The 24440-nt window shown below is 67.3% G+C and carries 20 protein-coding genes and 2 pseudogenes; 10 read left to right on the top strand and 12 right to left on the bottom strand.

Annotated elements, in window-relative coordinates; all coding sequences use genetic code 11:
* Positions 1–23 precede the first annotated feature (23 nt).
* Together WS70_RS12200 and WS70_RS12190 are read right to left on the bottom strand one after the other, a co-directional pair.
* Positions 24–1049 (bottom strand): LacI family DNA-binding transcriptional regulator, encoded by a 1026-nt coding sequence (locus tag WS70_RS12200; protein WP_059597183.1) that lies wholly within the window; start codon positions 1047–1049, stop codon positions 24–26.
* A gap of 1119 nt (positions 1050–2168) precedes the next feature.
* Entirely contained in the window at positions 2169–3569 is a 1401-nt protein-coding gene (locus WS70_RS12190) for a sensor domain-containing diguanylate cyclase (RefSeq protein WP_059597182.1), read from the bottom strand.
* Between the two features lie 707 nt (positions 3570–4276).
* On the opposite strand from WS70_RS12190, the gene WS70_RS12185 reads away from it, so the two are divergent.
* The 3 genes and pseudogenes from WS70_RS12185 to WS70_RS31515 all read left to right on the top strand — a co-directional run.
* The gene (locus tag WS70_RS12185) at positions 4277–4879 is read left to right on the top strand and encodes a DUF1326 domain-containing protein (protein ID WP_059473339.1); all 603 of its coding nucleotides are present in this window, start codon (positions 4277–4279) and stop codon (positions 4877–4879) included.
* A gap of 48 nt (positions 4880–4927) precedes the next feature.
* Positions 4928–5722, top strand: a complete 795-nt coding sequence (locus WS70_RS12180; protein ID WP_059597181.1) for a DUF2182 domain-containing protein — start codon at positions 4928–4930, stop codon at positions 5720–5722.
* 3 nt (positions 5723–5725) lie between these two features.
* Positions 5726–6103: pseudogene (locus tag WS70_RS31515) on the top strand (putative sulfate exporter family transporter); the annotation flags it as partial.
* A 109-nt stretch (positions 6104–6212) separates the two neighbouring features.
* Here WS70_RS31515 and WS70_RS12165 read toward each other — a convergent pair.
* Positions 6213–6851, bottom strand: a complete 639-nt coding sequence (locus tag WS70_RS12165; protein WP_059597179.1) for an FMN-binding negative transcriptional regulator — start codon at positions 6849–6851, stop codon at positions 6213–6215.
* A gap of 120 nt (positions 6852–6971) precedes the next feature.
* On the opposite strand from WS70_RS12165, the gene pdxR reads away from it, so the two are divergent.
* The gene (pdxR, locus tag WS70_RS12160) at positions 6972–8540 is read left to right on the top strand and encodes a MocR-like pyridoxine biosynthesis transcription factor PdxR (RefSeq protein ID WP_059597178.1); all 1569 of its coding nucleotides are present in this window, start codon (positions 6972–6974) and stop codon (positions 8538–8540) included.
* Between the two features lie 377 nt (positions 8541–8917).
* On the opposite strand, the gene WS70_RS12150 is transcribed toward pdxR, so the two are convergent.
* The 4 genes from WS70_RS12150 to WS70_RS12135 all read right to left on the bottom strand — a co-directional run bounded on the left by WS70_RS12150 (position 8918) and on the right by WS70_RS12135 (position 12169).
* Positions 8918–10249 carry a carotenoid oxygenase family protein gene (locus tag WS70_RS12150; protein ID WP_059597177.1) on the bottom strand — a complete coding sequence of 444 codons (1332 nt, stop codon included), beginning with the start codon at positions 10247–10249 and terminating at the stop codon, positions 8918–8920.
* Positions 10250–10265: 16 nt separating this feature from the next.
* Positions 10266–10949, bottom strand: a complete 684-nt coding sequence (locus tag WS70_RS12145; RefSeq protein WP_059473244.1) for a DUF2239 family protein — start codon at positions 10947–10949, stop codon at positions 10266–10268.
* 58 nt (positions 10950–11007) lie between these two features.
* Entirely contained in the window at positions 11008–11208 is a 201-nt protein-coding gene (locus tag WS70_RS12140; RefSeq protein ID WP_159082894.1) for a hypothetical protein, read from the bottom strand.
* A 61-nt stretch (positions 11209–11269) separates the two neighbouring features.
* Positions 11270–12169, bottom strand: a complete 900-nt coding sequence (locus WS70_RS12135; protein ID WP_059597175.1) for a LysR family transcriptional regulator — start codon at positions 12167–12169, stop codon at positions 11270–11272.
* 245 nt (positions 12170–12414) lie between these two features.
* Between WS70_RS12135 and WS70_RS12130 the strand changes: the two genes are divergently transcribed.
* Complete coding sequence (locus tag WS70_RS12130; protein WP_059473246.1) at positions 12415–13188, top strand: SDR family oxidoreductase; 774 nt, start codon at positions 12415–12417, stop codon at positions 13186–13188.
* An 83-nt stretch (positions 13189–13271) separates the two neighbouring features.
* Here WS70_RS12130 and WS70_RS12125 read toward each other — a convergent pair whose 3' ends face one another.
* From WS70_RS12125 to WS70_RS32130, 3 genes and pseudogenes are all read right to left on the bottom strand, one after another.
* Entirely contained in the window at positions 13272–14396 is a 1125-nt protein-coding gene (locus WS70_RS12125) for a DUF2242 domain-containing protein (RefSeq protein ID WP_059597174.1), read from the bottom strand.
* Between the two features lie 272 nt (positions 14397–14668).
* Positions 14669–15189: pseudogene (locus WS70_RS12120) on the bottom strand (nitrite/sulfite reductase); the annotation flags it as partial.
* Positions 15190–15398: 209 nt separating this feature from the next.
* Entirely contained in the window at positions 15399–15938 is a 540-nt protein-coding gene (locus tag WS70_RS32130) for a hypothetical protein (RefSeq protein WP_162498963.1), read from the bottom strand.
* 12 nt (positions 15939–15950) lie between these two features.
* Between WS70_RS32130 and WS70_RS12105 the strand changes: the two genes are divergently transcribed.
* The gene (locus tag WS70_RS12105; RefSeq protein WP_059597171.1) at positions 15951–17816 is read left to right on the top strand and encodes a phosphoenolpyruvate carboxykinase (GTP); all 1866 of its coding nucleotides are present in this window, start codon (positions 15951–15953) and stop codon (positions 17814–17816) included.
* A 554-nt stretch (positions 17817–18370) separates the two neighbouring features.
* The gene (locus tag WS70_RS12100) at positions 18371–19288 is read left to right on the top strand and encodes a 3-hydroxyacyl-CoA dehydrogenase NAD-binding domain-containing protein (RefSeq protein WP_059597170.1); all 918 of its coding nucleotides are present in this window, start codon (positions 18371–18373) and stop codon (positions 19286–19288) included.
* An 84-nt stretch (positions 19289–19372) separates the two neighbouring features.
* Here WS70_RS12100 and WS70_RS12095 read toward each other — a convergent pair whose 3' ends face one another.
* Together WS70_RS12095 and WS70_RS12090 are read right to left on the bottom strand one after the other, a co-directional pair.
* Entirely contained in the window at positions 19373–19630 is a 258-nt protein-coding gene (locus WS70_RS12095) for a DUF4148 domain-containing protein (RefSeq protein WP_059597169.1), read from the bottom strand.
* A 520-nt stretch (positions 19631–20150) separates the two neighbouring features.
* A complete protein-coding gene (locus WS70_RS12090; protein ID WP_203235981.1) occupies positions 20151–21011 on the bottom strand; it encodes a LysR family transcriptional regulator in 861 nt (286 codons plus the stop codon).
* 255 nt (positions 21012–21266) lie between these two features.
* Here WS70_RS12090 and madL point away from each other — a divergent pair, with 255 nt between their 5' ends.
* From madL to mdcA, 3 genes are all read left to right on the top strand, one after another.
* Entirely contained in the window at positions 21267–21662 is a 396-nt protein-coding gene (gene madL, locus WS70_RS12085; RefSeq protein ID WP_059597167.1) for a malonate transporter subunit MadL, read from the top strand.
* A 13-nt stretch (positions 21663–21675) separates the two neighbouring features.
* Positions 21676–22443, top strand: coding sequence for a malonate transporter subunit MadM (gene madM, locus WS70_RS12080; protein WP_059597166.1), 768 nt, complete (start codon positions 21676–21678; stop codon positions 22441–22443).
* Positions 22444–22793: 350 nt separating this feature from the next.
* The gene (mdcA, locus tag WS70_RS12075; RefSeq protein WP_059473257.1) at positions 22794–24440 is read left to right on the top strand and encodes a malonate decarboxylase subunit alpha; all 1647 of its coding nucleotides are present in this window, start codon (positions 22794–22796) and stop codon (positions 24438–24440) included.

Raw genomic sequence — 24440 nt, 5'->3', positions numbered from 1 at the left:
ACGAACGAGGGCGAGAGCGGGATTCATGCGATGCGCGAGGTGCGCGTCTCGCGCGGCGGCGCGACGGTCGCGCCTTCGCGCACCGTGTGCGGCAGCGTCAGCGCGGGCCGCGGATGATGCTCGCCGGCGATGCGCTCGGCGAGACGCCGCCACGCGGCGCGACCGATCTCTCGATTCGGCGTCGCGACGCTCGAAAGCGGCGGCGCGAGCAGCTCGCCGACCGCGAGGCCGTCGAAGCCGAGCACCGAGATGTCGTCGGGCACCGCGAGGCGCGCGTCGCGCAATCCGCGCATCACGACCATCGCGAGCCAGTCGTTGCTGCAGAAGAGCGCGGTCGGCCGCGTCGCGTGCGCGGTCAGATGCGCGAGCATCGCGCTCGGCAGCGTCGGCGCGTTGAAGTCGATTTCGAGCGCGGGCAGCGGGTCGAGACCGCGCTCGTCGAGCGCCTGCGCGTAGCCGCGCACGCGCTGCCGCGCGCGGTCCGACGCGTCGAGCGAGCCCGCGAGCATCAGCACGCGGCGATGGCCGCGCTCGATCAGCATCCGCACGCCGTCGTACGCGGCGCGGCGATTGTCGACCGCGACCGACGGACGATGCGGCGTGTCGTTGTGCATCAGCACGTAGAGCGGGCCGTCGCGGTCGAGCTCGTCGAGGAGCGGATGCGCGTCGGCGTCCGCGACGGTGAGCATCAGCCCTTCGACGCGCTGCGCGCGCAGCGTCTCGATCGCATGACGCTCACGCGCGACGTCGTATTCGGTCGACATCACGATCAGCTTGAAGCCGGCTTGCGCCGCGAGCTCGTCGACGCCTTGCAGGCATTCGGCGAACACCGGATTCGCGAGCGTCGGCAGCACGACGCCGATCAGTTGCGTGCGGTCGCTTCGCAGCTGCCGGCCGAGCGGGTTCGGGCGGAAGCGCAGCGTGTCGATTGCGGCGCGGACCTTTTCGAGCGCCACGGGACTGACCGTGTGCGGCGCGTTGATTGCGCGCGACACCGTGGCGATAGAACAGCCGGCGAGCGCGGCGACGTCTTTGATGGTCGGCGTCATGAAGCGTGCGTGCGGTGGATGCGTGTAAACGTTTTCGTCGACGGGATTATCGGGACCGTCGATGAAGAACTGATGACGATGGTTGACCGATGATCGGAAGGGATGATGTCTGATGAATGGGGGCGTCAGGCCGACGTATGGAGGCGAGGGGGCACACCGCGGATGAAATCGTCGTCCGGCGCATGAGCGGCGACGCGTGACGCCGGCCTCGAACGATGCCGTCCGGTGGAAATCTCTCGTGTCAGTCGGCATGCCGATTCGTGTCCGGTCGTCGCGTGTGCAGGATGAGGGCGTTCGTCGATCATCTGGTTGAGGCCGCACGACTGGCTCAGGCGGTAGCGATCGGCGAGTGAATGCGATCGAGCGGCGCTCGGCAGGGTCAAATCGCGAGGATCGGCGCGAGCAGTGGTAGAATCGCGTCCGCCCTTGCCGGGGTGATGAAATTGGTAAACATAGCGGACTTAAACGATTGAGTGCCCGGTCGGAAACGGCTGGTGCAGAACCCTTCAAATTCGGCGAAACCCCTGGCGCGCGACGCGTCGAGGCAACGCCGAGCCAAGCCCCGAAGCGGCAGCGAAAGCGGCGGCGGGGAAGGTGTAGAGACTAGACGGGGGGCGCCTAAGGTCCACGCGGCTGAAGCCGCGTTCGGACGACGGTGAAGGCATAGTCCAGCGCACGAACGGCGCCGCACCGCGCCGGCTTCGAAAGAAGCAGTGTGACGAAAATCCGCCGCCTTGATTGGCTTGCCGGTTCGAGTCCGGTCCCCGGCACCATCAACTATTCCTCGAAATTCCCGACCGGTCGCAAAAACCTTGATAAATCAAGGCGCGGAAGGGAGTTTCGTTCCTAAAGAGTCCGGCTCGGTTCGTTGAAAGCCGGGGGTACATCGGGGTACTTTTAGGGGTATGTCCTCACTTCGAGGCTCCAACGCAACGGAGATACCCCAGGGCCGGAGCATCAAAAGTGAGCTTCCCCTGAAATTTCGCCTTCCAGCAGGTCGCGTATAAACTCGACCGAATGCCGTCGCGACGACGATCCGGATGTGGTTGATTCGAACAACGTGCTTTCCGCATCGATGACTCGATCGTGCGGCATGGCTCGATGCGCGCATTCTCCGGTTTACGAAGCGACGACGCGATTGCGGCCTTCATGTTTCGCGCGATAGAGCAGCTTGTCCGCGGCGCTGAGGATTTCGTCGACGGTGTCGCCGTCGCGACCGTACTGCGACACGCCGATGCTCACGGTCACGGGCGTGTGCTTGCCGTCGATGCCGAACGATGCGTTCGCGATCGAGGTGCGTACGCGCTCGGCGATGCCGCTCGCGGCGTCGGCAAGCATCTTCGGCAGCAGCACCATGAACTCCTCACCGCCGACACGCGCGATGTGATCGTATGGGCGGATCGCGGCGAGGCATTGCTGCACGAAATTGCACAGCACGACGTCGCCGACCTGGTGGCCGTAGTTGTCGTTGATATTCTTGAAGTTGTCGAGGTCGAGCGCAAGCAGCGAAAACGTCGTGCCGTCCCGCTTCGCGCGCGCGATTTCCGCCTGTATCTGCTCGATGAACTTGCGCCGGTTCGATGCGCCCGTCAGCGGATCGGTGGTCGCGAGATGCTCGAGTTTCTGATTGGTGCGCGTGAGTTCCTGCAATGCGCCTTCGGTGCGCGCCATCGATTCGGCGAGCCGCGCCATCAGATCCTGCTGGCTGTAGACGGTCGCGAACGAGCGGGACGTCATCAGCGCCTGAACGACGCCGAAGCTCAGCAGGAAGAAACCGCTTGCGAAGATCGCATGGGCAAGCCACCACATGTGATTCCAAGGCTTGCCGAGAATGAATGCGATCGACGACAGCGCGAACCACATCACCGAAATTCCGTAGACGAGCATCAGCGGCGTGCGGATGCGGCGCACGAGCAACAGTGCGACGTTGGCGAGCGACACGATCATCGCGCCGCCCTCCATCGACACGCGCGTCCAGAGATCGCCCGCAATCGGCGAATACGCGATCGCGGCGACGATGACGCAGATGACGGCGTAGCCGGCGATCCACGGCAGCCAGGTCGAGCGCTGCGTGCGTCGCTCGCGTGGATCGGGGTCTTTGAAATAAGACAACTGCCCGACGAGCAGCAGGAACGACATCACGAGGCGCGACGCCGGCCCGTACAGCAGGAACAGCCAGATGTTCCGATGAGCCATCCCGGTGAATGCGCCGTGCAGCGAATAGATGAGTGCGAAGCCGAGAAATCCGAGTGTGAGCCAGCGAAGCAGCGGCTCACCCGACGACAGGTAGCAGCGCCAGGTCACGTAGGTGACGAAGAGACCTTCAAGCGTCGCGGCGGCGATCGCCAGTTCGTGGAATTGATGATCCTCGAAAGTCAGGCGGGGATCGATGAAGAACCGCAGATACGCGATCAGGAACGCGGGCGCGAGCGCGAAGCCGATCAGCAGGCAAGCGGTATAGATTCGGGCGATCGTGCCGATCGCACGCGACGATTCATGGGCGGTGAAGACAGTGCTCACGGTGGCCTCCGCAACGCTGTTCCGTATTTCGAAGTGGGAAGCCAGCGCGGAACGTCTTGCGGCGAACCGCCGTCACGTCTGGTTTCGCGCTGCCTCGTATCGTTATTCGTTGATTGCTTTTCTGACGAGAGTATAGGCGGCGTCAATCGTTTGACAATACGGTCGTACCGGTTTCCTGCACTCGGACGGACGGACGAAACGGCCGATTGTTCAACTTTGCGCAGCAGACGCGAGCGGCGAAATGAGTGATGAAACATTCACGTGCGGCAGGCCATTCACGTGCGGCAGACGTGTGGTGCCGAGAGGCCGTATAGCGTATGCGGATGTGTGTCGCGGGTAATCGAAGCGAGCGACGCGGGATTGATCGGTGCGTAGGATGTCTTGCGGGTCGGTACCCTGTTGCACGCGGAGGTCGAGCCTATCCGGTGCGCTGCGATTCGTCGCAGCAACCCGCTTCGACGCGCGCTCGACACCCCGAAACACGGATGCCGATTGCAAGCCGGTCGCATCGCGTCGCGTCGCGTCGATGCGGCGCTCGGTAAATGGAAAATGTCGTTGGCAAAAGGCGGCAAAAACAAGACGAATCGTCGTGCCGTCCGCCTAGGGTTTTCATATGTGGCGAACGGCCTGCCGTGTCGAATCAACGTGAATATAGTTAGGTGATGGACCGGCTCGAATCCGGTGGTTTCGTCGCGGTGGAGGTCATCATGAGCTATAGCCTGGAGGGGCGCATACTGGAAGTGTGCGATTGCAAGGTGCTTTGCCCGTGCTGGATCGGCGAGGATCCGGACAACGGCACGTGTCGGGCGACGGTCGCCTACCACTACGACAAGGGAATGGTCGACGAGGTGGACGTGTCGGGGCTGACGGTCGCATTCGCCGCGTTCGTTCCGGGCAATATTCTGCAGGGCAATTGGCGGGTGATCATCTTCATCGACGATCGCGCGACCGACGCGCAGTTCGACGTGCTCGCGAGCGTCTATCGCGGCGAACGCGGTGGGCCGCTTGCCGACTTCTCGCAGCTCTTCGGCGACATCGTCGCGATCGAGCGCGCGGCGATCGATTTCGACGTGCGCGACGGCAAGGGCACGCTCAAAGTGGGCAACACCACGTACGCGGAGCTCGAACCCTATCGGGGGCCGACCGGCGAGCCGACGAGGCTCGTCGAGAGCATCTTCTCGACGATTCCCGGATCGCCTGCCTACGTCGGCAAGGCCGGCACGTTCCGCATGCATGAACAGAAGCTCGGCATCGATCTCGATCTGAGCGGGCAGAACGCGATCCAGGGTTTTTTCATGTTCCGTTCGTGATACGTATCCACGCCGGCGCGGTCTTGCGCAGGTGAGCCGTGCTTCGCCATGAACGCGACGTCGTCGTCCCGCGTGTTCGTGCCGCTGGCGATCGCGATGATCGCCGCGGCATGGATCACGCTGTGGATGTGGGACAGCAGTCCTTACGCGCGCTTTCTCCATCACGTCGACTGGTCCGAGGCGAGTCTCGCCGAACTGTGCCGGCTGATTCCGGCGGGCGACACGATCGTGCCCGCGATGCTGCATGCCGCCGCGTGGCTGCTGACGATCGTCGCGATGATGTTGCCCACCGTGCTCCCGCTGCTGCGAACGTTCGAGCGCCTGACGGCCGCGCGCGCGGACCGGAACCGTCTGCTGCTGATGGTGGTGCTCGGTTATCTCGCGGTGTGGAGCGTGTTCGGGCTGGCCGTCGATGCAGGCGACGCCGGCCTGCACGCGCTTGTGCGGCGCACGCCGTGGCTTGCATGGCACGGATGGCTCGTCGGCGCGATCGTGCTGGCGCTTGCCGGCGCTTATCAATTCAGTTCGCTCAAGTATCGATGCCTCGACAAGTGCCGGTCGCCGCTGATGTTCGTCAGCGAGCAGTGGCGGGGCGGAAGCGCGCGGCGGGACAGTCTCCTGCTCGGCATGCGGCATGGCCTCTTTTGTGTCGGATGCTGCTGGCTGCTGATGTGTCTGATGTTCGCGGTGGGAGCGGGGAACGTCGGCTGGATGCTGGCGCTCGGAGCCGTGATGGCGGGCGAGAAAAATCTGCCGCACGGCCGGCGATTGAGCGCGCCGCTGGGCGTCGCGTTGCTCGGATGGGCGGCGTCGATCGTCGTGACGGGACTTCGCCTGGTTTGATTCGTGGTGATCTTCGCGCTGCCGTTCGCGTCGCGCGCACTCGGCATGCCGACGGGCATCGCGGGCGCGTGGATCGGCATGTCGGAATTCGCCGACGCCGCGGGGCTCGCGACTGCGCAGGCATACTACGATTTCGCGAAACACACGGCGCGAGCGCGATTGCCGGCGCGCCGGAGGCGTCGCTGCAGGCGTTTACGCTGATGAAGGTGGTCGGCCGCGACATCTGGATCGGCATCTGGGCGTTCGTTCGTGCTCGCGATCGTCGCGACGACGCGCTGGGAACGCGCCGACGGCATCGCCGCGCAGCCGCGCGCAAGCGAGATCTGGGCGCGCTTTCCGAAGTTCGTGATCGGCTTCGTCGTCGCATCGGCGTGCGTAACGGGGCGCTGCGCGCAACGCCGGCATCGCTGCGGCGGCGTTCGAGACGGCGTTCGAGATGACGACATTCAGGATTCGAAACGAAATGAGCCCGGCAGCGATGCCGGCTCGTTTATTCCGGTTTCTCCACCGCCCGCGCGAGCATCGCATCGCCGATCAGATCATTTCCGCGCGCCTTCAGCATTTCGGCGGCCCCGCGGATGTCGCGCGCCTCCTTGTTCTGCCCGAGCTTGTATTTGCCGACGAGCCGCGTGATGTCGATCTGCAGGCCGACGATCGACTGGAGCATCGTGTCGATGTAGTCCTTCGGCGCGTCGGTCATCTTCCACGGCTCGGGCAGCGCCGCTTCGTGCGTGCGCGTCAGCCGGGCGACCACGCCGCGCACGAATTTCTCGTCGTCGCGAACGGTGATGCGTCCGTGCGCATGGACGACGACATAGTTCCACGTCGGCACCTGCCGGTGGAACGCGTGCTTGCTCGGATACCAGGTCGGCGAAATGTACGCGTCGCCCGCACGGAACACGACGAGCACCTCGTCGCCGCTCGACACGTCCTGCCATATCGGATTCGCGCGAGCGACGTGCGCGCTCAGCACGCCGAGCGGCCCTTCGGAGGCGGCGAGCTCGAACGGAATGTGGTTCGCGTCGAGTCCGCTCGTTCCGTGCGTGACCAGGATCCCGAACGGGTGTTGCGCGATCAGCGCGTGCAGGACGTCGGTGCGACGTTCGTCGAAATGGGTGGGGACGTACATGGCGGCTCCACAGTCGGGCTGCGTTTGCGCAGTGCGCGGGGTTGAGTGATGCGGGCATTGTCGTGCGAAACTGGTTTATTCTGTAGAACCAGTTTGGAAAGCTTCTGGTGAACCGGAATTATGGCGAGAATCGCCCGGATCATTGAGATTCCGTCGATCGGCGCACTCGACCGCTCGACCGGAAACCTGAGTCGGCAGTTGGCGCAGGCGCTGCGGGACGCCGTCCGCAAAGGCGATGTCAAACCCGGCGACGCGCTGCCGTCCACGCGGCTGCTCGCGGCTTCGCTGCGGATTGCGCGCGGCACGGTGGTCGATGCGTACGAGCAACTGATCGCGGAGGGGTTTCTGGAGTCGCGGGGCGGCGCGGATACGCGCGTCGCGCACGCGCTCGCCGAGCCGCGACCGGGCAGCGAGCCGCCGCGCGCGGCGCGGCGGCGCGAGACTTCGGCGGTCCGATCGAGCCTGCCGCAGCCGGCTGCGGCGTATGCGCGGATCGCACGGGAATTCGCGCCGTTGCCGCCGGTGCCGTTCGCGATTTCGGTGCCGGTCGGCGCGACGGCGCCCGATGACGTGTGGCGTCGCCTCGGCAACCGTCTGCGGGCGAAGGGCGCCGCCGCGCCGACCAGCTACGCCGATCCGCAAGGCGCGCAGCCGCTTCGCGAAGCGATCGCCGACTACGTGCGCAAGTCGCGCTCGGTGCGTTGCAAGCCGGATCAGGTCATCGTCACGAGCGGCACGCAGCAGGGGCTGTATCTCGCGTGCCAGGTGCTGCTGGGCGCGCACGATCGGGCGTGGGTCGAGAACCCCGCGTACCGCGGCATCACGGCGATTCTCGAATGCACGGGGCGGGGCGATGCGATGGTGCGCGTGCCGGTCGATGCGGACGGCATCGACGTCGACGCGGGCATCCGGCTCGCGCACGACGCGCGCGCCGCGTTCGTCACGCCGTCGCATCAGTATCCGCTCGGCATGCCGATGAGCATGGCGCGGCGCAGCGCGCTGCTCGCGTGGGCGCGCGCGGGCGATGCATGGGTGATCGAGGACGATTACGACAGCGAGCTGCGCTACGAGGGCTATCCGTTTCCGTCGCTGCAGGGCTTGGACCCGGAGCGCGTCGTCTATCTCGGCACCTTCAGCAAGATGCTGTTTCCGTCGCTGCGGCTCGGTTATCTGATCGTGCCGGACGATCTGGTCGCCGCTTTCTGCGGCGCGCGCGTGCTGATGGATCGCCATGCGCCGACCGCGGACCAGTACGTGCTGGCCGCGCTCATGGCTGAAGGGCATTTCGATCGCCACATCCGCCGCGTGCGGGGCGTGTATGCGGATCATCGCGCGCAACTGATCGACACGCTCGGCAGGCTGCTTCCGGGCGACCTGGCCTGGCTGCAGCCGGGCGACCAGGGCATGCACGCGGTGCTTTGGCTCGCGGCGGGCATCGACGACTTGCAGGTCACGGCGATCGCCGCGCGAGCCGGTGTCGCGGTCCGCGCGGTGTCGCCGATGTTCGCGCCGGGGACGGCGCGATCCGGGCTCGTCCTCGGATTCGGCGGATTCAGCCGGGAGCAAATGGATGCGGCCGCGCAGCGTCTTGCCGAGGTGATCGCGTCCGTCGGCGGAGCGGCGTCGCGCGATCGATCGAAGCGGGCGGGCGTCGCCGATGACGTCGATGCGGCTGAGCGACGGAAATGAGCAGGGTCGACGCCGTTGTCATGGGGGCGACGCGAGGCGCGATCGAATCGGATCGTCGGGTGAATCGCTCGCTGGCCAACTCCACGTTCGAAAGCGATGCGTCCGCCTTCAAGGCGGCGAGAATGCGAAGGTCTGGTTCGTCGAGGTATACGCCCGCCACGCGGCTCTCCTTTGATGTCGATGTGAAATTGAATTTCACATCGATGAGTGTGGTTCCATAATTTCAAAAATATATGTGATGTGACGAAAGCGCTGGACGCTCGATCCGTCATTCGCGCAGCGCTCGCCGTCCCGAATCGTCCCATGCGATCCGAAGTCGTCCGAATGACGCACGGGACGGCGAGCACGCGTTCGCGCGGCGGCCGCGTCGATCCTGCTTAGCGGTCGCCCGGCAGCCACGCGCCGTGGAATCCCGCCGGGATTCGCCGTGGCAGATGCACGGTCGCGATCGGCTCGTCGTCGATGCGCCGGCCGTCGAGGATCACGAGATCGCTCGTATCCGTTTTGCGGCGATACACGCAGACGAGCAGCCAGCCGTCGTCTTCGTCGACGGCGCCCGGACGCGGGACGAACACCGGCTCGCTGTTCTGGTCGCCCGGCGGCACCCGGTAGCGCTGCGTCGATCCGGCATCGACGTCGTAACGCACGACGCCGCGCAGTTCCGCATTGGTCGGCTGCTCCGTCGCGTACAGGAAGCGATGGCGGCGGCCGGTCCGGTTTTCGTTGATGCGGGGCAGCTCGATGCCGGTGTCGTCGAGCGGCTGCTCGGCGACGATCCCCGTCTCGAGATCGATCACGTAGCGCCACAGCACGCCGACCGGGTTGTCGTCGAACGTGCGGCCGTCGCCGGCGAGGCGCAGGAACCACGGATAGCGGACGACATCGAGCACGATCGCCGAACGATGCCTGTCGTACGCGTTGACGACGTGCTGGATGAAGCACGGCGCGACATCGAACCAGCGCGTGTCGCCGCCGTGGCGCGGCAGGACGCCGATGCGCGCGCGGCGCTCGTCGTGCCAGCGCAGCGGCATCCGGTGGCCGCGCGACAGCATCGAGAAGTCGTATGCGACGTTCAAGTCGAACACGATGCTGTGCGTCGCGGTGATCGCGATGTCGTGCATCATCGACGGCGCCGGCCAATCGACTTCGATGTCGACGGTCTGCACGCCCGCCGCATCCGCGACGCCGTAGCGCAGCCACGGCCGGTTCCAGTCGGCGCGAAACACGATCAGCTCGCCGGTATGCGGATCGACTTTCGGATGCGCCGCCATGCCGGGCGCGAGACCCGGATGGCGGCGCGACGCGCCGAGGCTGTCGAGGCCCGCGGTGATCGCGAGCGGCGCGCCGCCTTCGGCGAGCGCGAGGATTTCGCCTGCGTGAACGAGCACGTTCACGTTCGGATTCGTGTCGACGAGCGACGGCGCACGATCCGGGTCGTGCACACGCGCCCAGCGCTGCGTGCGCGCCCAGCGATTCCGGTAGCGCGCCGCGCGGCCGTCCTGGAGCGCTACCGCGTGCAGCATCGCGTCTTCCGGCCACCACGACAGCACGTCGTCGCCTTCGAAGCGGCCGCGCAGCGGATTGGGTCCGTTGCGCACGAGCACGCCGTTCAGGTCGCGCGGAATCGAGCCGGTCACGGGAAGGTCGACGAGGTCGACTTCGTCGGCGACGGGCGCCAACGCGCCTGCATTCAAGTCTATGGCTGTCATGTTCTCGGGAGTGGATTCAGAGCGTGGCGGGCGGCGGCGCGGCGTCGTCGTTCGTGAACGCAAGCGCGAGCGCGTGGTCGCGCACGTCGGCGGGCCACGCGGCGACCAGTTCGCGCAGGCGCGCGCCGTCGTTCGCGAAGAGCGCGCGCGTCGCCTCCTCGAAGCCCGGCATGTCGCCCGCGATCGCCGACATGAAGTGGTATGCGCGCTCCTGCGTCCGGCGGCGTCGGTCCTCGTGCGCGTGCGTGCGGCGGGCTTCGTCGACGAGGCGGCGCAGCACGACGGACGCGCCGCCCGGCTGCGTCGCGAGCCATTCCCAATGGCGCGGCAGCAGCGTGACTTCGCGGGCGACGACGCCGAGCTTCGGACGGCCGCGGCCGCGCGGCTCGCTCGCGCCGCCATTTGCGTCGGGTGCGCCGGCTGAGTCTGGGGCGGACTCGCGAGCCATGCCGTCGCGTTGCGCGTTGCCGTCTTCGGCCGACGCGGTCTGCGCGTAGCGGGTTGCGATGTCGTCGTCCGAGCCTCGCGTGTCGATGTCGATCGAGCGACCGGTCGCGTTGTCGAAGATCAGGACCGCGCCGCCGACGGCGTCGTTTTCGACGGCCCGCTTGACTGCGATTGCAACCGTCGACAGCGGGCCGGCCGCAAGCCGCCGATAGCCGTCGAAGGCAATGTGGGAAGGGAGAGGGGCGCTCGTCATGGCATTGACCTCGAAAAATCCGAACAATGCGCATTTATACCCGGATATAAATAGGGTGTCAATAATACCCGGATAATATTTGCCGCCGAACCGCCGAACCGCCGAACCGCCGAACCGCCGAACCGCCGAACAAGCCGAACAAGCCGAACAAGCCGAACAAGCCGAACAAGCCGAACAAGCCGAACAAGCCGAACAAGCCGAACAAGCCGAACAAGCCGAACAAGCCGAACAAGCCGAACAAGCCGAACAAGCCGAACAAGCGCGCAGCCGACGCAGCGCCCGACACGCCTGCCGAAATCAGGCGCGGCGAGCGTCGCCCTCTACAGAACCGTCTCCTTCAGCCGTGTCTCCAGCCAATCCGCGAACACCTGAAGCCGCCGAGACAGATGCTGCCGATGCGGATAGAGCAGCGTCATCGGCATCGGCGCCGCGCGATGGTCCGGCAGCACTTCGACGAGCTCGCCCGCGCGCAGATGCGCGTCGACGTCGTACGCGGGAATCTGGATGAGCCCGAGTCCCGACAGGCAGCACGCGATATAGGCTTCCGCGTTGTTGACGGTCACGCGCCCCTGCAGCGAGAGCCGTCTGACCGCATCGCCTTCGACCCATTCCCACGGCGCGATGCGTCCGCTCGACGGCGAGGCGTAGTGGATCGGCCGATGGCGCGAGAGATCGGCGGGCGTGCGCGGCACGCCGTGGCGCGCGAGATACGCGGGGCTTGCGACGTTGATGAGCGGCAGGTTGCCGATCGCGCGTGCAACGAGGCCCGAGTCGCTCAGCGTGCCGACGCGCAGCACGCAGTCGACGCGCTCCTCGATCAGATTCACCGCGCGATCGGTGACGCCGAGGTCGATGCTGATCTGCGGGTATTGGTCGAGAAACGCGGGCAGCGCGGGCGCGACGATCAGGCGTCCGATGCGGCCCGGCATGTCGACGCGCAACGTGCCGCCCGGCCCGACGGTCGAATGGCGGAACAGGTTCTCGGTTTCCTCGACGTCGGCGATGACGCGCAGACAGCGCTCGTAGAGCGCGGCGCCGTCCTGCGTCGGCGTCACCTTGCGCGTCGTCCGGTTGAGCAGCCGCGCGCCGACCCGGCCCTCCAGTTCCTGGATCGCCGCCGACACGGACGAGCGCGGCATCCCGAGCGTGTCGGCCGCGCGTGTGAAGTTCGCGCATTCGACGACGCGCGCGAACACGCGAAAGAGGTCAATGCGATCCATCGGCGTCTCGGTGGCGAAGCGCGGGCGGCGTCACGCGATGTGTGTCGGGCGCGGCGGGCGGCGCGGGTACGGGGGCGAACTGGGTCATCGTCGTGGGATCGAGCGTGCGGCAACCAACAATTATTCGATTTCTCTGACGGGTGATGTCAGAAGTGATGGCTTTATAGGGATTTTCTGGAATATATCATTCGAACGCATGCGAGGCGGCATCCGGCGGCCTCGCGCCTCGGAAACGGAGAGCCACCATGGCAGACCATAGCATCAAGGGCAAAACCGTCATCGTCGCGGGCGGCGCGAAGAATCTCGGCGGGCTGATCGCGCGCGATCTCGCCGAGCATGGCGCGAAGGCGGTCGTCATCCATTACAACAGCCCGGGCACGCAGGCCGATGCCGAGGCGACCGTCGCGGCGATGAAGGCGGCGGGCGCGCAGGCGGTCGCGCTGCAGGCGGACCTGACGACGGCGGGCGCCGTCGAGAAGTTGTTCGCCGATGCGGTGGCCGCGGTCGGCCGTCCGGACATCGCGATCAACACGGTCGGCAAGGTGCTGAAGAAGCCGTTCGCCGAGATCACCGAAGCCGAATACGACGAGATGGCTGCCGTCAACTCGAAGTCGGCGTTCTTCTTCCTGAAGGAAGCGGGCAAGCAAGTCAACGACAACGGCAAGATCCTCACGCTCGTGACGTCGCTGCTCGGCGCGTTCACGCCGTTCTACGCGGCCTACGCGGGGCTGAAGGCGCCCGTCGAGCACTTCACGCGCGCGGCGGCGAAGGAATTTGGCGCGCGCGGCATTTCCGTGACGGCGGTCGGCCCGGGCCCGATGGACACGCCGTTCTTCTATCCGGCCGAAGGCGCGGACGCGGTCGCGTATCACAAGACGGCCGCCGCGTTGTCACCGTTTTCGAAGACGGGGCTGACCGACATCGAGGACGTCGTGCCGTTCATTCGCCATCTCGTCAGCGACGGGTGGTGGGTCACCGGCCAGACGATCCTGATCAACGGCGGTTACACGACGAAGTAAGCAGCGAAGTAGACGGCGCGGTACGCGGAGAAGCTTGCGTCCCATGCGTGGCGATTGGCGGGAGAGCTGACGGGGAGGGGCGATCAGTTCGCGTTGACGTCGTTGGCGGCGGATTGCGTTGCGTTTTCCGTCGTTACCGGGGCCGTCGTGGCGGGTGTTGGCGCAGGCGCGCCCGCACCTTCCGCTGTCGGCGTGGCGGCCTCGGTCTGCGCCGACTCCGCCGGGACGGGCGCGTTGGTCGACGGCGCGATCGGCGACGCCGATGCCAACGGCTTCGCCGAGTGAGACGACGACACCACGGGCGTCACCGATCGCATGATCGACGACGAAGGGGGCGCGGTAGGCGCGGGGGCAGGCGTGGATGTCGGCGCCGGTGCGGACATCGGCACGGGAACCGATGCCGGCGCGGGCGCGGACGCCGGAGCCGAGGCCGCGGCAGGCGCGAACGCGGACGTCGAAGCCGAAGCCGCGGTCGGCGCGGACGCCGGAGCCGACGCCGCAGCTGGCATCGACGCTGCCTCGGAAGCGGGATGCACGGGCTCCGCCGGCGGTGTCGGCACGGCCGGCGTTTTCAGCTTCATCGGCGCGCCTTCGGCCGTCTCCGCCGGCTCCGGCAGCGGCGCGACGCGTTCCTTTTCGGCCGCCTTGACCGCGGCCTTGTCGCGTCGCGTCGGATCGATCTTCAGGAAGTGGTCGACGAGATTGAAGAAGCGCTCGTAGAACACGCCGGCGGGAATGGTTTCGCTCGCGATCTTGACCATTGCGTCGTCGCTCGAGCCGATCGGCAGCGACAGCGAGCCGAACACGCTCAGACCGACGCTCGCCGACGTGTTGCTCTTCTTCAACGAGTAGCGGTCCTGCACGGCGTTCACGTAGGCGATGCTCGACGCGCCGTCGATGTCGGCGTCCGCGCAGACGACGTGGAATTCGATGACGACGTGCGAGTCGTTGCTCGGCTGGAAGTTCTTGCTGCCTTCGACCGCATCCGGGCGCGTCGCGCTCGCCATGTAGCCCTGGCTCAGCAGCGCGCGGCGCGCGGCTTCGCACGTCAAGGCCGATTTCTCGTGGAACGTGCGCGCGTACGGGCTCGCGGTCGCGTCGAACTGTTCTTGTTGATACAAGGGCTTGGGCGCGGACGAGCAGGCGGACAGCACGGTCGCGATCGCAACGGCGGACGGGACGAGGAACGGTCGGAATCGGTTGTGCATGGTGTAATTCAAAGGGGCCGGCCACGTGCCGTGCAACTCGGCCCGGGCATGACGCCCGGGCTCGACGCTGCCGATCGGCGCGGGCGCGCGAGCGAATCGCAGCGGCGATCCGCGCGGCCTTCCGCACGCCGCGTCAGCCGACGCGATGTGGCATGGCGAGCCGACTATTATAGTTTTTCTTGGTGCGCGGCAGCATGAAGCCGCGATCGTAACCGGCACGCGCCGTTCTTTCGTATGCCTTTCGAAGCCATGGTCGCGCCGCGGCGCGTTTGGTGTGACGCCGGTTCACCGGAGCCGCCGAGCGTCACCTGGTACCGCTCGTCGCCGTCCTTGTCGACGCCGAGAATGCCGATGTGGCCGCTGTGATGGTGTCCGCACGAGCTGATGCAGCCGCTGATGTGCAGGTCGACGTCGCCGATGTCGTTCAGCCCGTCGAGAGCGTCGAAGCGCTCGGCGATCGCGTTGGCGATCGGGATCGAGCGCGCGCTCGTGAGCGCGCAGAAGTCGCCGCCGGGGCACGCGACCATATCGGTCAGGAGGCGCACGTTCGCGCTCGCGAGGCCCGCGTCGCGCGCGCTTCCCACAGCGGATGCAGATCGTCGACGTGCACCCACGGCAGCACGGCGTTTTGCGCGTGCGTGACACGCGCCTCGCCGGCGGAGAAGCGCTCGACGAGGTGGGCGAGCGCGTCGAGCTGCTCGTGCGAGGCGTCGCCGGGCGCCTGGAGCCGGCGCTTGAACGACAGCGTGACGATCCGCAGCGCAGGATCCTTGTGCTGCGCGACGTTGCGCTCGAATCGAATTCATCGCAAACGCGATGAGACCGCGACGAATGCTCGAGCGAACCTATCGCGGTGTTGAAGACTGGAAGGGGCGTGCATTGCGATCGTTGTGCCGCTTGCCGCTCGCATCGGGATCACGGTCGGCGAGGTAGACGTTCGTGGAGATGCCTGTATTCCGAATACGCAAGCATCACCGCTCGATCTTCGAGCGACGTGATGCTTCACGCGGCGAAACGATTACTTGCATCGGCATCGAAGGCGATTGCGCGCACCGAATCGCGAATCCTCGCATGTGCCGCCCACCGCACACAGCGGTTCCACATGGCAGAACCGCGCTGCCGCTGCCGTCGACATGCTTGCCGAACCGCGCGCTCGCGTCGGTAAAAACCCGTGTTCGCCGCATGCTGGATTATTCCGATTGCGTTCGCCGAGCGGCCCGGCGCGCGTTCGTCGAGGCGGAATCGCGCGCCCGCGCGCGGCAGTCGCGTCTTGCTGCGGCGCAGCGCCGCGGCGCGCATCGCGATGGTATGCTGCCTATCACCTTGATCGTATGGCAGGTGCATGAGCAAGCTTGGCGATACAGTCGTTCCCAACCCTAAAAAAAACGAACGCTCCACGATTTTGGGAGTCGGAACGTTGAGTGTGACGCCCGCAATGCGCGTTCGCGCAGGCGTCGCCCCCAGCCATCGCGTAGCGTCGCTACGCCAGCCGTCGCGCGCGTCGTCGCGCCGCGCACGCGCAGCATTCTGGTTCCACAACACGGAGACACTTTCATGACCCGAAGCAACGTGGTCGCGGCGACGCGCACCATTCCGATCGACGTTCCCGAATACGTGAAGCACCGCGGCCTGATCGACTGGGTCACGCGGATCGCGGAACTGGCCGAGCCGGATCGCGTCGTCTGGTGCGACGGTTCGCAAGCGGAATACGACCGCCTCTGCGACGCGATGGTCGAGCAGGGCACGATGGTGCGCCTCGATCCGGCGAAGCGGCCGAACTCGTTTCTCGCGCTGTCCGATCCGTCCGACGTCGCGCGCGTCGAGGACCGCACGTTCATCTGCAGCGAGCAGCGCGACGACGCCGGCCCGACCAATCACTGGATCGCGCCCGCCGAAATGCGCGCGACGCTGAACGGCCTGTTTCGAGGCGCGATGCGCGGCCGCACGCTGTACGTCGTGCCGTTCTCGATGGGGCCGCTCGGCTCGTCGATCGCGCATATCGGCGTCGAGCTGTCGGACAGCCCGTACGTCGTCGTCAACATGCGGATCATGACGCGCATGGGACGCGACGTGCTCGACGCGCTCGGCGAAGCCGGCCAATACGTGCCGTGCGTGCACAGCGTCGGGCGGCCGCTCGCCGCGGACGAGCAAGACGTCGCGTGGCCGTGCAATCCGACCAAGTACATCGTGCATTTCCCCGAATCCCGCGAGATCTGGAGCTTCGGCTCCGGCTACGGTGGCAATGCGCTGCTCGGCAAGAAGTGCTTTGCGCTTCGCATCGCGTCGACGATGGGCCGCGACGAAGGCTGGCTCGCCGAGCACATGCTGATCCTCGGCGTGACGTCGCCCGAGGGCCGGAAATATCACATCGCCGCGGCGTTCCCATCCGCGTGCGGCAAGACCAACTTCGCGATGCTGATCCCGCCGAAGGGCTTCGAAGGCTGGCGCGTGACGACGATCGGCGACGACATCGCGTGGCTCAAGCCGGGCAAGGACGGACGCCTCTACGCGATCAATCCGGAGGCGGGCTACTTCGGCGTCGCGCCGGGCACGGGCGCGAAGACGAATCCGAACGCGCTCGCGACGCTCACCGAGAACGTGATCTTCACGAACGTCGCGCTGACGGAAGACGGCGACGTCTGGTGGGAAGGGCTCACCGACACGCCGCCCGCGCGGCTCACCGACTGGCAGGGCAACGCGTGGACGCCCGAGATCGGCCGCGAAACCGGCAGGAAGGCCGCGCATCCGAACTCGCGCTTCACGGCGCCCGCGTCGCAGTGTCCGTCGATCGACGACGACTGGGAGAACCCGGCCGGCGTGCCGATCGACGCGTTCATCTTCGGCGGCCGCCGCTCGACGACGGTGCCGCTCGTCACCGAGGCGCGCGACTGGGTCGAGGGCGTCTACATGGCGGCGACGATGGGCTCGGAGACGACCGCGGCGGCGGCGGGGCAGCAGGGCGTCGTGCGGCGCGATCCGTTCGCGATGCTGCCGTTTTGCGGCTACAACATGAGCGACTACTTCGCGCACTGGCTGTCGTTCGGCGGGAAGCTCGCGGCGGCGGGCGCAGCGCTGCCGAAGATCTACTGCGTGAACTGGTTCCGCAAGGATGCGGACGGTCGCTTCGTGTGGCCGGGCTTCGGCGAGAACATGCGCGTGCTGAAGTGGATGCTCGACCGGATCGACGGCCAGGGCGCGGGCGTCGAGCATGCGTTCGGCGTCACGCCGCGCTATGAGGATCTGCATTGGGCGGGCCTTGCGTTTTCGCCCGCGCAGTTCGAGCAGGTGACGTCGATGGACCCGGCCGAATGGCGCGACGAGCTCGCGCTGCACGCGGAGCTGTTCGACAAGCTGAGCGCGCGGCTGCCGAGCGCGCTCGCCGAGACGAAGGCGAAGATCGAGGCGCGGCTCGCAGCGTGATCGACACGGCGGGGCACGCTGCGTTCGGCGCGAGCCGCGACGGATGCGGTGCGTGACGAACGTGTCGATCGCACCGAACGCACCGAACGTGTGAATGGAACGAAAAGCCGCATGACGCTTCGGCGTTCATGCGGCTTTTTTTCGTTCGACGGAAGCGCATGTGTGACCTGTACGCATTCGGCAGATGGCGATGCGCAAGTGCCGTCCGCGCGTCGTTGCCGGCCGATGGCCCGCGCGCGACAGCGGCATCGTGTTCGACACTGCGAACCGGCGTTATGCAATTGCAGCGCTCGCGCCCATCGCGCGACGGCCGGCTCGCACAACCGATGCACCGAAGTCGCACCGCCCGCGCGTCGAAGCGCCGAAGACGCATCGACCTACGCGAGCGCCGCGCGACGGCATGCTCGCTCTCCGATCCGACGCACGCGCGCACGCGCCGCTCTCCTCCCGGCGCGCGCGTTGGCCCTTGCGCCCGCGCGCCGCGCCCCGCGCGCAGCCGTCGCCGTTCGATGCGACAATCGTCCGCGCATTCGAAAACCAAGGAGACATCGCCCATGAAGATTCAACGGATCGCCGTCGTCGGCGCCGGCGTGATCGGCGCGAGCTGGACCGCGTTTTATCTGTCGAAGGGCTTCGACGTCGCCGTCACCGATCCTGCGCCCGACGCCCGCACGCGGCTCGACGCCGCGCTCGCGAATTTTCTCGGCGAGCGCGCCGCGACGCTCGCTTCACGGCTCGCGTTCGAACCGACGCTCGACGCCGCGCTGGACGGCGCGGACTTCGTGCAGGAGAACGGCCCCGAGCGTCTCGACCTCAAACGCGACCTGTATCGCCGGATCGACGCGCTGCTGCCCGCGCACGTGCTCGTCGCGTCGAGTTCGTCGGGGCTCCGGATGTCGGACATCCAGAGCGCATGCGACGCGCATCCGGCGCGCTGTCTCGTCGCGCATCCGTTCAATCCGCCGCATCTGATTCCGCTCGTCGAGCTGGTCGGCGGCGCGGCGACGTCGGCCGACGCGATCGCGCAAGCGAAGCGCTTCTACGACGGCCTCGGCAAAGTGACGATCGTGCTCAACAAGGAGATGGCGGGCCACGTCGCGAACCGGCTTGCGGCGGCGCTCTTTCGCGAGGTATATCACTTGGTCGGTGAGGGCGTCGTGAGCGTCGAGGATGCGGACAAGGCAGTGTCGTGGGGGCCGGGCCTGCGCTGGGGGCTGATGGGGCAGAACCTCGTCTACCATCTCGGCGGCGGCGAAGGCGGCATCGCACATTTTCTCGAGCACCTGTCGGGCCCGATGACGACGTGGTGGAACGATCTCGGCGCGCCGTCGTTTTCGCCCGACGTCGACCGCAAGCTGATCGACGCGCTGCGCGAGATCCAGGGCGCGCGCTCGATGGCCGAACTCGGCGCGGAGCGCGATCGTCTGCTCGTCGAATTGATCGACGTGCGGCGCGACAGCTTCCTGCCCTGAGCGCCGCCGATCGGCGGCCGGACGCGCGCCGGCGACGCCGGGCCGTATCGCGTCGTGTTCGCGCGCGGGCGGCCCGGCGTGCGCTTACTGCTGTTCCCGCGCCCACGCGGGATTGGCCGCCGCGGGGCGCGTGCGGTTCGCGTCGATCGTCGCCTGGCTCGGCGGATAGTCGCCGTCCGACGCCGGGATCACGCCGTCGCGGTACGCCTGGATCAACTCCGCGCGCACCTGTGCGCGCGTCTTGCCTTGCGACGCATCGGACGCCGATGCGAGCGCCGACGTCGCGGTCAGCACGGACGTAGCGATGGCGGCTGCCGTGACGAGAAAGCGTAGCGTATTCATCGAAAGCTCCAGAAAAGTGACGGGATCGGGGGAAGCGAAGTGCGTCGTGACTTCGTCTTCCGGTGAGTCGCATTCTGAAGAGGGGCGCCTGAGCGGACGATGACCGCATCATGACGATTTGGTCAGGCAGCGTGCGAGGGCCGTGCAGGCGGCTTGTGACGCGGGTCGGACCGGATATTCGACGTGCGGCGCCGCCGACGATTGGGACGGATCGCGTGACGCGGATGCGTGAACGAGCGGTCCGCAATCGGCTCGGTTATCGTTCTGCCGGGACGTCGATTGCAGATTGCAGATTGCAGATTGCAGATTGCAGATTGCAGATTGCAGATTGCAGATTGCAGATTGCAGAATTTCCGGCCGTTAGGTTCCCTGATTGTCGGCGGCCTGCTTGCTGGCTCGCTTGCAGGCTGTCGCGGCCGGTGCGATCGAAACATCGACGCGATCGCGACATCGCCAGCACACGTCGAGTCGTTTCACGCGCGGCCGACCGGCGAATCGACGCGCGGCCCACTCTTTCCCATTAGAGCTCGTGCGCGGCCGCGACGAGCGTCGCCTCGAGCGCGAGCGCCGGGCGCGACGCGTTCGCGGGCCGGTCGATCACGTATTCGAGATCGCCGAGCGGCGGCAGATCGGCTTCGAGCTTCGCGAGCCCGTGCGGGATCACGTATCCGGCGAACGCGCTGATGCCGAGCCCCGCGCTCGCCGCCGCGCGCAGCACCGCGATGCTGCTGCTCGCGACGGCGATCCGGTGCGGCCGTCCGATGGCTTCGAGCGTGTCGAGCACGCGCCGGCGCGACACGCTCGGTTCCGGATGCAGCGCGAGCGGCAGCACGGGCTCGCGTCCCGTGAGCAGCGAATCGGGGCCCGTGCACCAGAAGAGCGGCTCGGTGCGGATCACGCGCCCGCGACGGCTGCCCGCAATCCGTTTCGCGAACACGAGATCGTGCCGGCCGGCGTCGAGCGCGACGAACAGATCGCCGGACAAGCCCGTCGCGATCTCGAGCTCGACTTCCGGATTGCGCTGCACGAAGCTCACGAGCGCGGCCGTCAGGTGCGTCAACGCGAAATCCTCCGACAAGCCGAGCCGCACCTTGCCCGACAACGGCGGCCCGCAGACCGACGCGACAGCCTCGTCCATCAGTTCGAGGATGCGCAACGCATAGCGGAACAGGGCCTCGCCGTTCGGCGCGAGCCGTACGTTGCGGGTGTCGCGCTCGAAGAGCGGCCGGTCGAGCTGCTCTTCGAGGCGGCGGATGTGCTGGCTCACCGTCGATTGCGACAGGTTCACGCGCTCGGACGCGGCGGTGAAGCTGCCCGTCTGCGCGACGGCGACGAAACTGCGCAGCAGTTCAGGCGGTAACGGACGCATTGCTAAACCCACTGAATCGAATTCGACAACTTCATAAATGGCCGCAAGCGGCGGGACTACGATGTGCCTGGCCGAGCCGTCGCGCCGCCCGTTCGCGGGCGCGCCGGCGACGGCCTGCCGCCGCCAGTCTACGGCAACCCGGCGCGGCGGGCCGTCAGGTCTTTCACGCTATCGCCATCGCCGCCCGAGAACGCGCTTCGCACGACGAGCCGCCGGGCCGCGGCGCCCACGCCGCGACGATCCATCATCAGGAATCAGGAGACAAGCATGATCATCTACGGAACCGCGCTGCTCGCGTTCTGCCATCTGGCCGGGCTCTTCCTCGGCGATCTGTTGGGCGCCGCGATCGGCGCGAAGACCAACGTCGGCGGGGTCGGCATCGCGATGCTGCTCCTCATCGGTCTGCGGCTATTCCTGCATCGGCGCGGCTGGCTGCCGAAGGAGGCCGAGTCCGGCATCGCGTTCTGGGGCGCGATGTACATCCCGGTCGTCGTCGCGATGGCGGCCAATCAGAACGTCGTCGCCGCGTTGAAGGGCGGACCCGTCGCGCTGTTGTCGGCGGCGGGCGCGGTCGCCGTGTGCGCGGTCTGCATCGCGGCGCTCGCGCGCGTCGGCCACGACGCGACCGCGCTGTCGGCGCTGCCGCAACCCGAAGAGAACTGAGCGGGAGGCGGCCATGATCGACATGCTCGGAAAAATCGTCGCGCACAACGGACTCGTCGCGTCGTTCGCGCTCGTTGGCTGCATCATGTTCGCGTCGGCGGCGTTGTCGAAGCGGCTCACGTTCGGCCGCGTGCACGGCTCGGCGATCGCGATCCTGATCGGCCTCGCGCTCGCGTACGTCGGCGGCGCGTACACGGGCGGCGAGAAGGGGATCGCCGACGTGCCGTTCTTCGCGGGCGTCGGCCTGATGGGCGGCGCGATGCTGCGCGACTTCGCGATCGTCGCGACGGCGTTCGAAGTGCAGCCCGCCGAGGCGCGCAAGGCGGGGCTCATCGGCGTCGCGTCGCTGCTGCTCGGCACCGTGCTGCCGTTCGTCGTCGGCGCGAGCGTCGCGCGCGCGTTCGGCTATTCGGACGCCGTCAGCATGACGACGATCGGCGCGGGCGCCGTCACGTACATCGTCGGGCCTGTGACGGGCGCGGCGATCGGCGCGAGCTCCGACGTGATCGCGCTCAGCATTGCGACGGGGCTCGTGAAGGCGATCATCGTGATGGTCGGCACGCCGTTCGCGGCGGGCTTCATGGGGCTGCGCACGCCGCGCGCGGCGATGATCTTCGGCGGGCTCGCGGGCACCGTGAGCGGCGTGAGCGCGGGGCTCGCGGCGACCGACCGGCGGCTCGTGCCTTACGGCGCGCTGATCGCGACGTTCCATACGGGCGTCGGCTGCCTGCTCGGGCCGTCGCTGCTGTTCTTCGCGACGAAGGCGGCGGTGGGCGCGTGACGCTGTGCGAAATCGCTTGCGGCGATGCCGCGGAATGGCAAGCGCGTTCGCGGCGCGTGCGGTTTCGCGGCGTGAAGGCGAAAGACAGCGCGGCCGCGGAACGTTGCGTGAGCGTTCGACGCGCACGGCAAGCACGACAAACACGACATGCGTAGCGACCGTTCGATGCAAGCACGCCGCGGGATCGTTCGCCGCGCATGGCGCAAGCGCGGCCGCGCGCATGCGCCCCCGCGCTCGCCGATCCATCGCCCGCGCCACTGAGTCGCATCGCGCAACTTCATCAATCGCGGCGGCGGCGCGGCTTACAATGCCGCAGAACCCACCGGACAGACTTCGCAGGAGACGACTCGATGACGGGATGGAACGACGCCCGCGCCGCGCGCGCCGCGCGCCTCGCGGCGGCCGCGCCGCTCGCGCGGCACAAGCGGGTGGCCGCGCGCGACGCGACCGCGCTGCTCGAAGCGGTGCTGCGACCGGGCGACCGCGTCTGCATCGAAGGCGACAACCAGAAGCAGGCGGACCTCCTCGCCGCGGCGCTCGCCGCCGTCGACAGCGCGAGGGTGCACGGTCTTCACATGGTGCAGTCGGGCGTCGTGCTGCCCGAGCATCTCGACGTGTTCGAGCGCGGCGTCGCGAAGCGGCTCGACTATGCATACTCGGGCCCGCAGTCGCAGCGGATCGCGAAGCTTCTGTTCGGCGGCAAGATCGAGCTCGGCGCGGTGCACACGTATCTCGAGCTCTTCGCGCGCTACTTCATCGACCTGACGCCGCACGTCGCGCTCGTCGCCGCGGTGAGCGCGGACGCCGACGGCAACCTGTACACCGGACCGAACACCGAGGACACGCCGACCGTCGTCGAGGCGACCGCGTTCAAGGACGGCGTCGTGATCGCGCAGGTCGAGCAGATCGTCGATCGCGTGCCGCGCGTCGACATTCCGGGCGACCGCGTGCACTTCGTCGTCGAAGCGGGGCGGCCGTTCTACGTCGAGCCGCTCTTCACGCGCGATCCGGCCGGCATCACCGAGACGCAGATCCTCACCGCGATGCTCGCGCTCAAGGGCATCTACGCGCGCTACGGCGTGAAGCGTCTCAATCACGGGATCGGCTTCAACACGGCGGCGATCGAACTCTTGCTGCCGACCTACGGCGAGCGGCTCGGGCTGAAGGGCAAGGTCTGCACGCACTGGGCGCTGAACCCGCATCCGACGCTCATTCCCGCGATCGAATCCGGCTGGGTCGAGCAGATCCATTGCTTCGGCTCCGAAGTCGGGATGGACGATTACATTCGCGCGCGCTCCGACATCTTCTTCACCGGCGTCGACGGCTCGCTGCGCTCGAACCGCGCGTTCTGCCAGACGGCGGGCCTCTACGCGTGCGACATGTTCATCGGCTCGACACTGCAGATCGATCTCGCGGGCCACTCGTCGACGGTCACGGCCGAGCGGATCGCGGGCTTCGGCGGCGCGCCGAACATGGGCAGCGACGCGCGCGGGCGGCGTCATTCGAGCGAGCCGTGGATCAAGGCGGGCGAGGAGGCCGATCCGGCGACGCCCGCGGCGCTGCGGCGCGGGCGCAAGCTCGTCGTCCAGATCGGCGAGACGTTCGGCGAACGGAATGCGCCGATGTTCGTCGAGAAGCTCGACGCGCTGCGGCTCGCCGACAAGCTGTCGCTCGATCTCGCGCCGGTGATGGTGTACGGCGACGACGTCACGCACGTCGTGACCGAAGAAGGGATCGCGAACCTGCTGCTGTGCCGCGACGCCGACGAGCGCGAGCACGCGATCCGCGGCGTGGCCGGCTACACGGAGATCGGCCGCGGGCGCGACCGCAGGCTCGTCGAGCGGCTGCGCGAGCGCGGCGTGATCCGGCGCCCGGAAGATCTCGGCATCGATCCGCTCGACGCCGACCGGCGGCTGCTCGCCGCGCGCTCGATCAAGGATCTCGTGCATTGGTCGGACGGCCTGTACGCGCCGCCGTCGCGATTCCGCAATTGGTGA

The organism is Burkholderia mayonis (assembly GCF_001523745.2).
Taxonomy (GTDB): domain Bacteria; phylum Pseudomonadota; class Gammaproteobacteria; order Burkholderiales; family Burkholderiaceae; genus Burkholderia; species Burkholderia mayonis.
Note: the sequence above shows the minus strand (reverse complement) of the source record. Positions and strands in the feature narration are given on the sequence as shown.

Coding starts and splice junctions, on each gene's coding strand:
- WS70_RS12200 (WP_059597183.1), bottom strand. CDS start 1,049: ATGACGCCGACCATCAAAGACGTCGCCGCGCTCGCCGGCTGTTCTATC.
- WS70_RS12185 (WP_059473339.1), top strand. CDS start 4,277: ATGAGCTATAGCCTGGAGGGGCGCATACTGGAAGTGTGCGATTGCAAG.
- WS70_RS12180 (WP_059597181.1), top strand. CDS start 4,928: ATGAACGCGACGTCGTCGTCCCGCGTGTTCGTGCCGCTGGCGATCGCG.
- WS70_RS12165 (WP_059597179.1), bottom strand. CDS start 6,851: ATGTACGTCCCCACCCATTTCGACGAACGTCGCACCGACGTCCTGCAC.
- pdxR (WP_059597178.1), top strand. CDS start 6,972: ATGGCGAGAATCGCCCGGATCATTGAGATTCCGTCGATCGGCGCACTC.
- WS70_RS12150 (WP_059597177.1), bottom strand. CDS start 10,249: ATGACAGCCATAGACTTGAATGCAGGCGCGTTGGCGCCCGTCGCCGAC.
- WS70_RS12145 (WP_059473244.1), bottom strand. CDS start 10,949: ATGACGAGCGCCCCTCTCCCTTCCCACATTGCCTTCGACGGCTATCGG.
- WS70_RS12135 (WP_059597175.1), bottom strand. CDS start 12,169: ATGGATCGCATTGACCTCTTTCGCGTGTTCGCGCGCGTCGTCGAATGC.
- WS70_RS12130 (WP_059473246.1), top strand. CDS start 12,415: ATGGCAGACCATAGCATCAAGGGCAAAACCGTCATCGTCGCGGGCGGC.
- WS70_RS12125 (WP_059597174.1), bottom strand. CDS start 14,396: ATGCACAACCGATTCCGACCGTTCCTCGTCCCGTCCGCCGTTGCGATC.
- WS70_RS12105 (WP_059597171.1), top strand. CDS start 15,951: ATGACCCGAAGCAACGTGGTCGCGGCGACGCGCACCATTCCGATCGAC.
- WS70_RS12100 (WP_059597170.1), top strand. CDS start 18,371: ATGAAGATTCAACGGATCGCCGTCGTCGGCGCCGGCGTGATCGGCGCG.
- WS70_RS12095 (WP_059597169.1), bottom strand. CDS start 19,630: ATGAATACGCTACGCTTTCTCGTCACGGCAGCCGCCATCGCTACGTCC.
- madL (WP_059597167.1), top strand. CDS start 21,267: ATGATCATCTACGGAACCGCGCTGCTCGCGTTCTGCCATCTGGCCGGG.
- madM (WP_059597166.1), top strand. CDS start 21,676: ATGATCGACATGCTCGGAAAAATCGTCGCGCACAACGGACTCGTCGCG.
- mdcA (WP_059473257.1), top strand. CDS start 22,794: ATGACGGGATGGAACGACGCCCGCGCCGCGCGCGCCGCGCGCCTCGCG.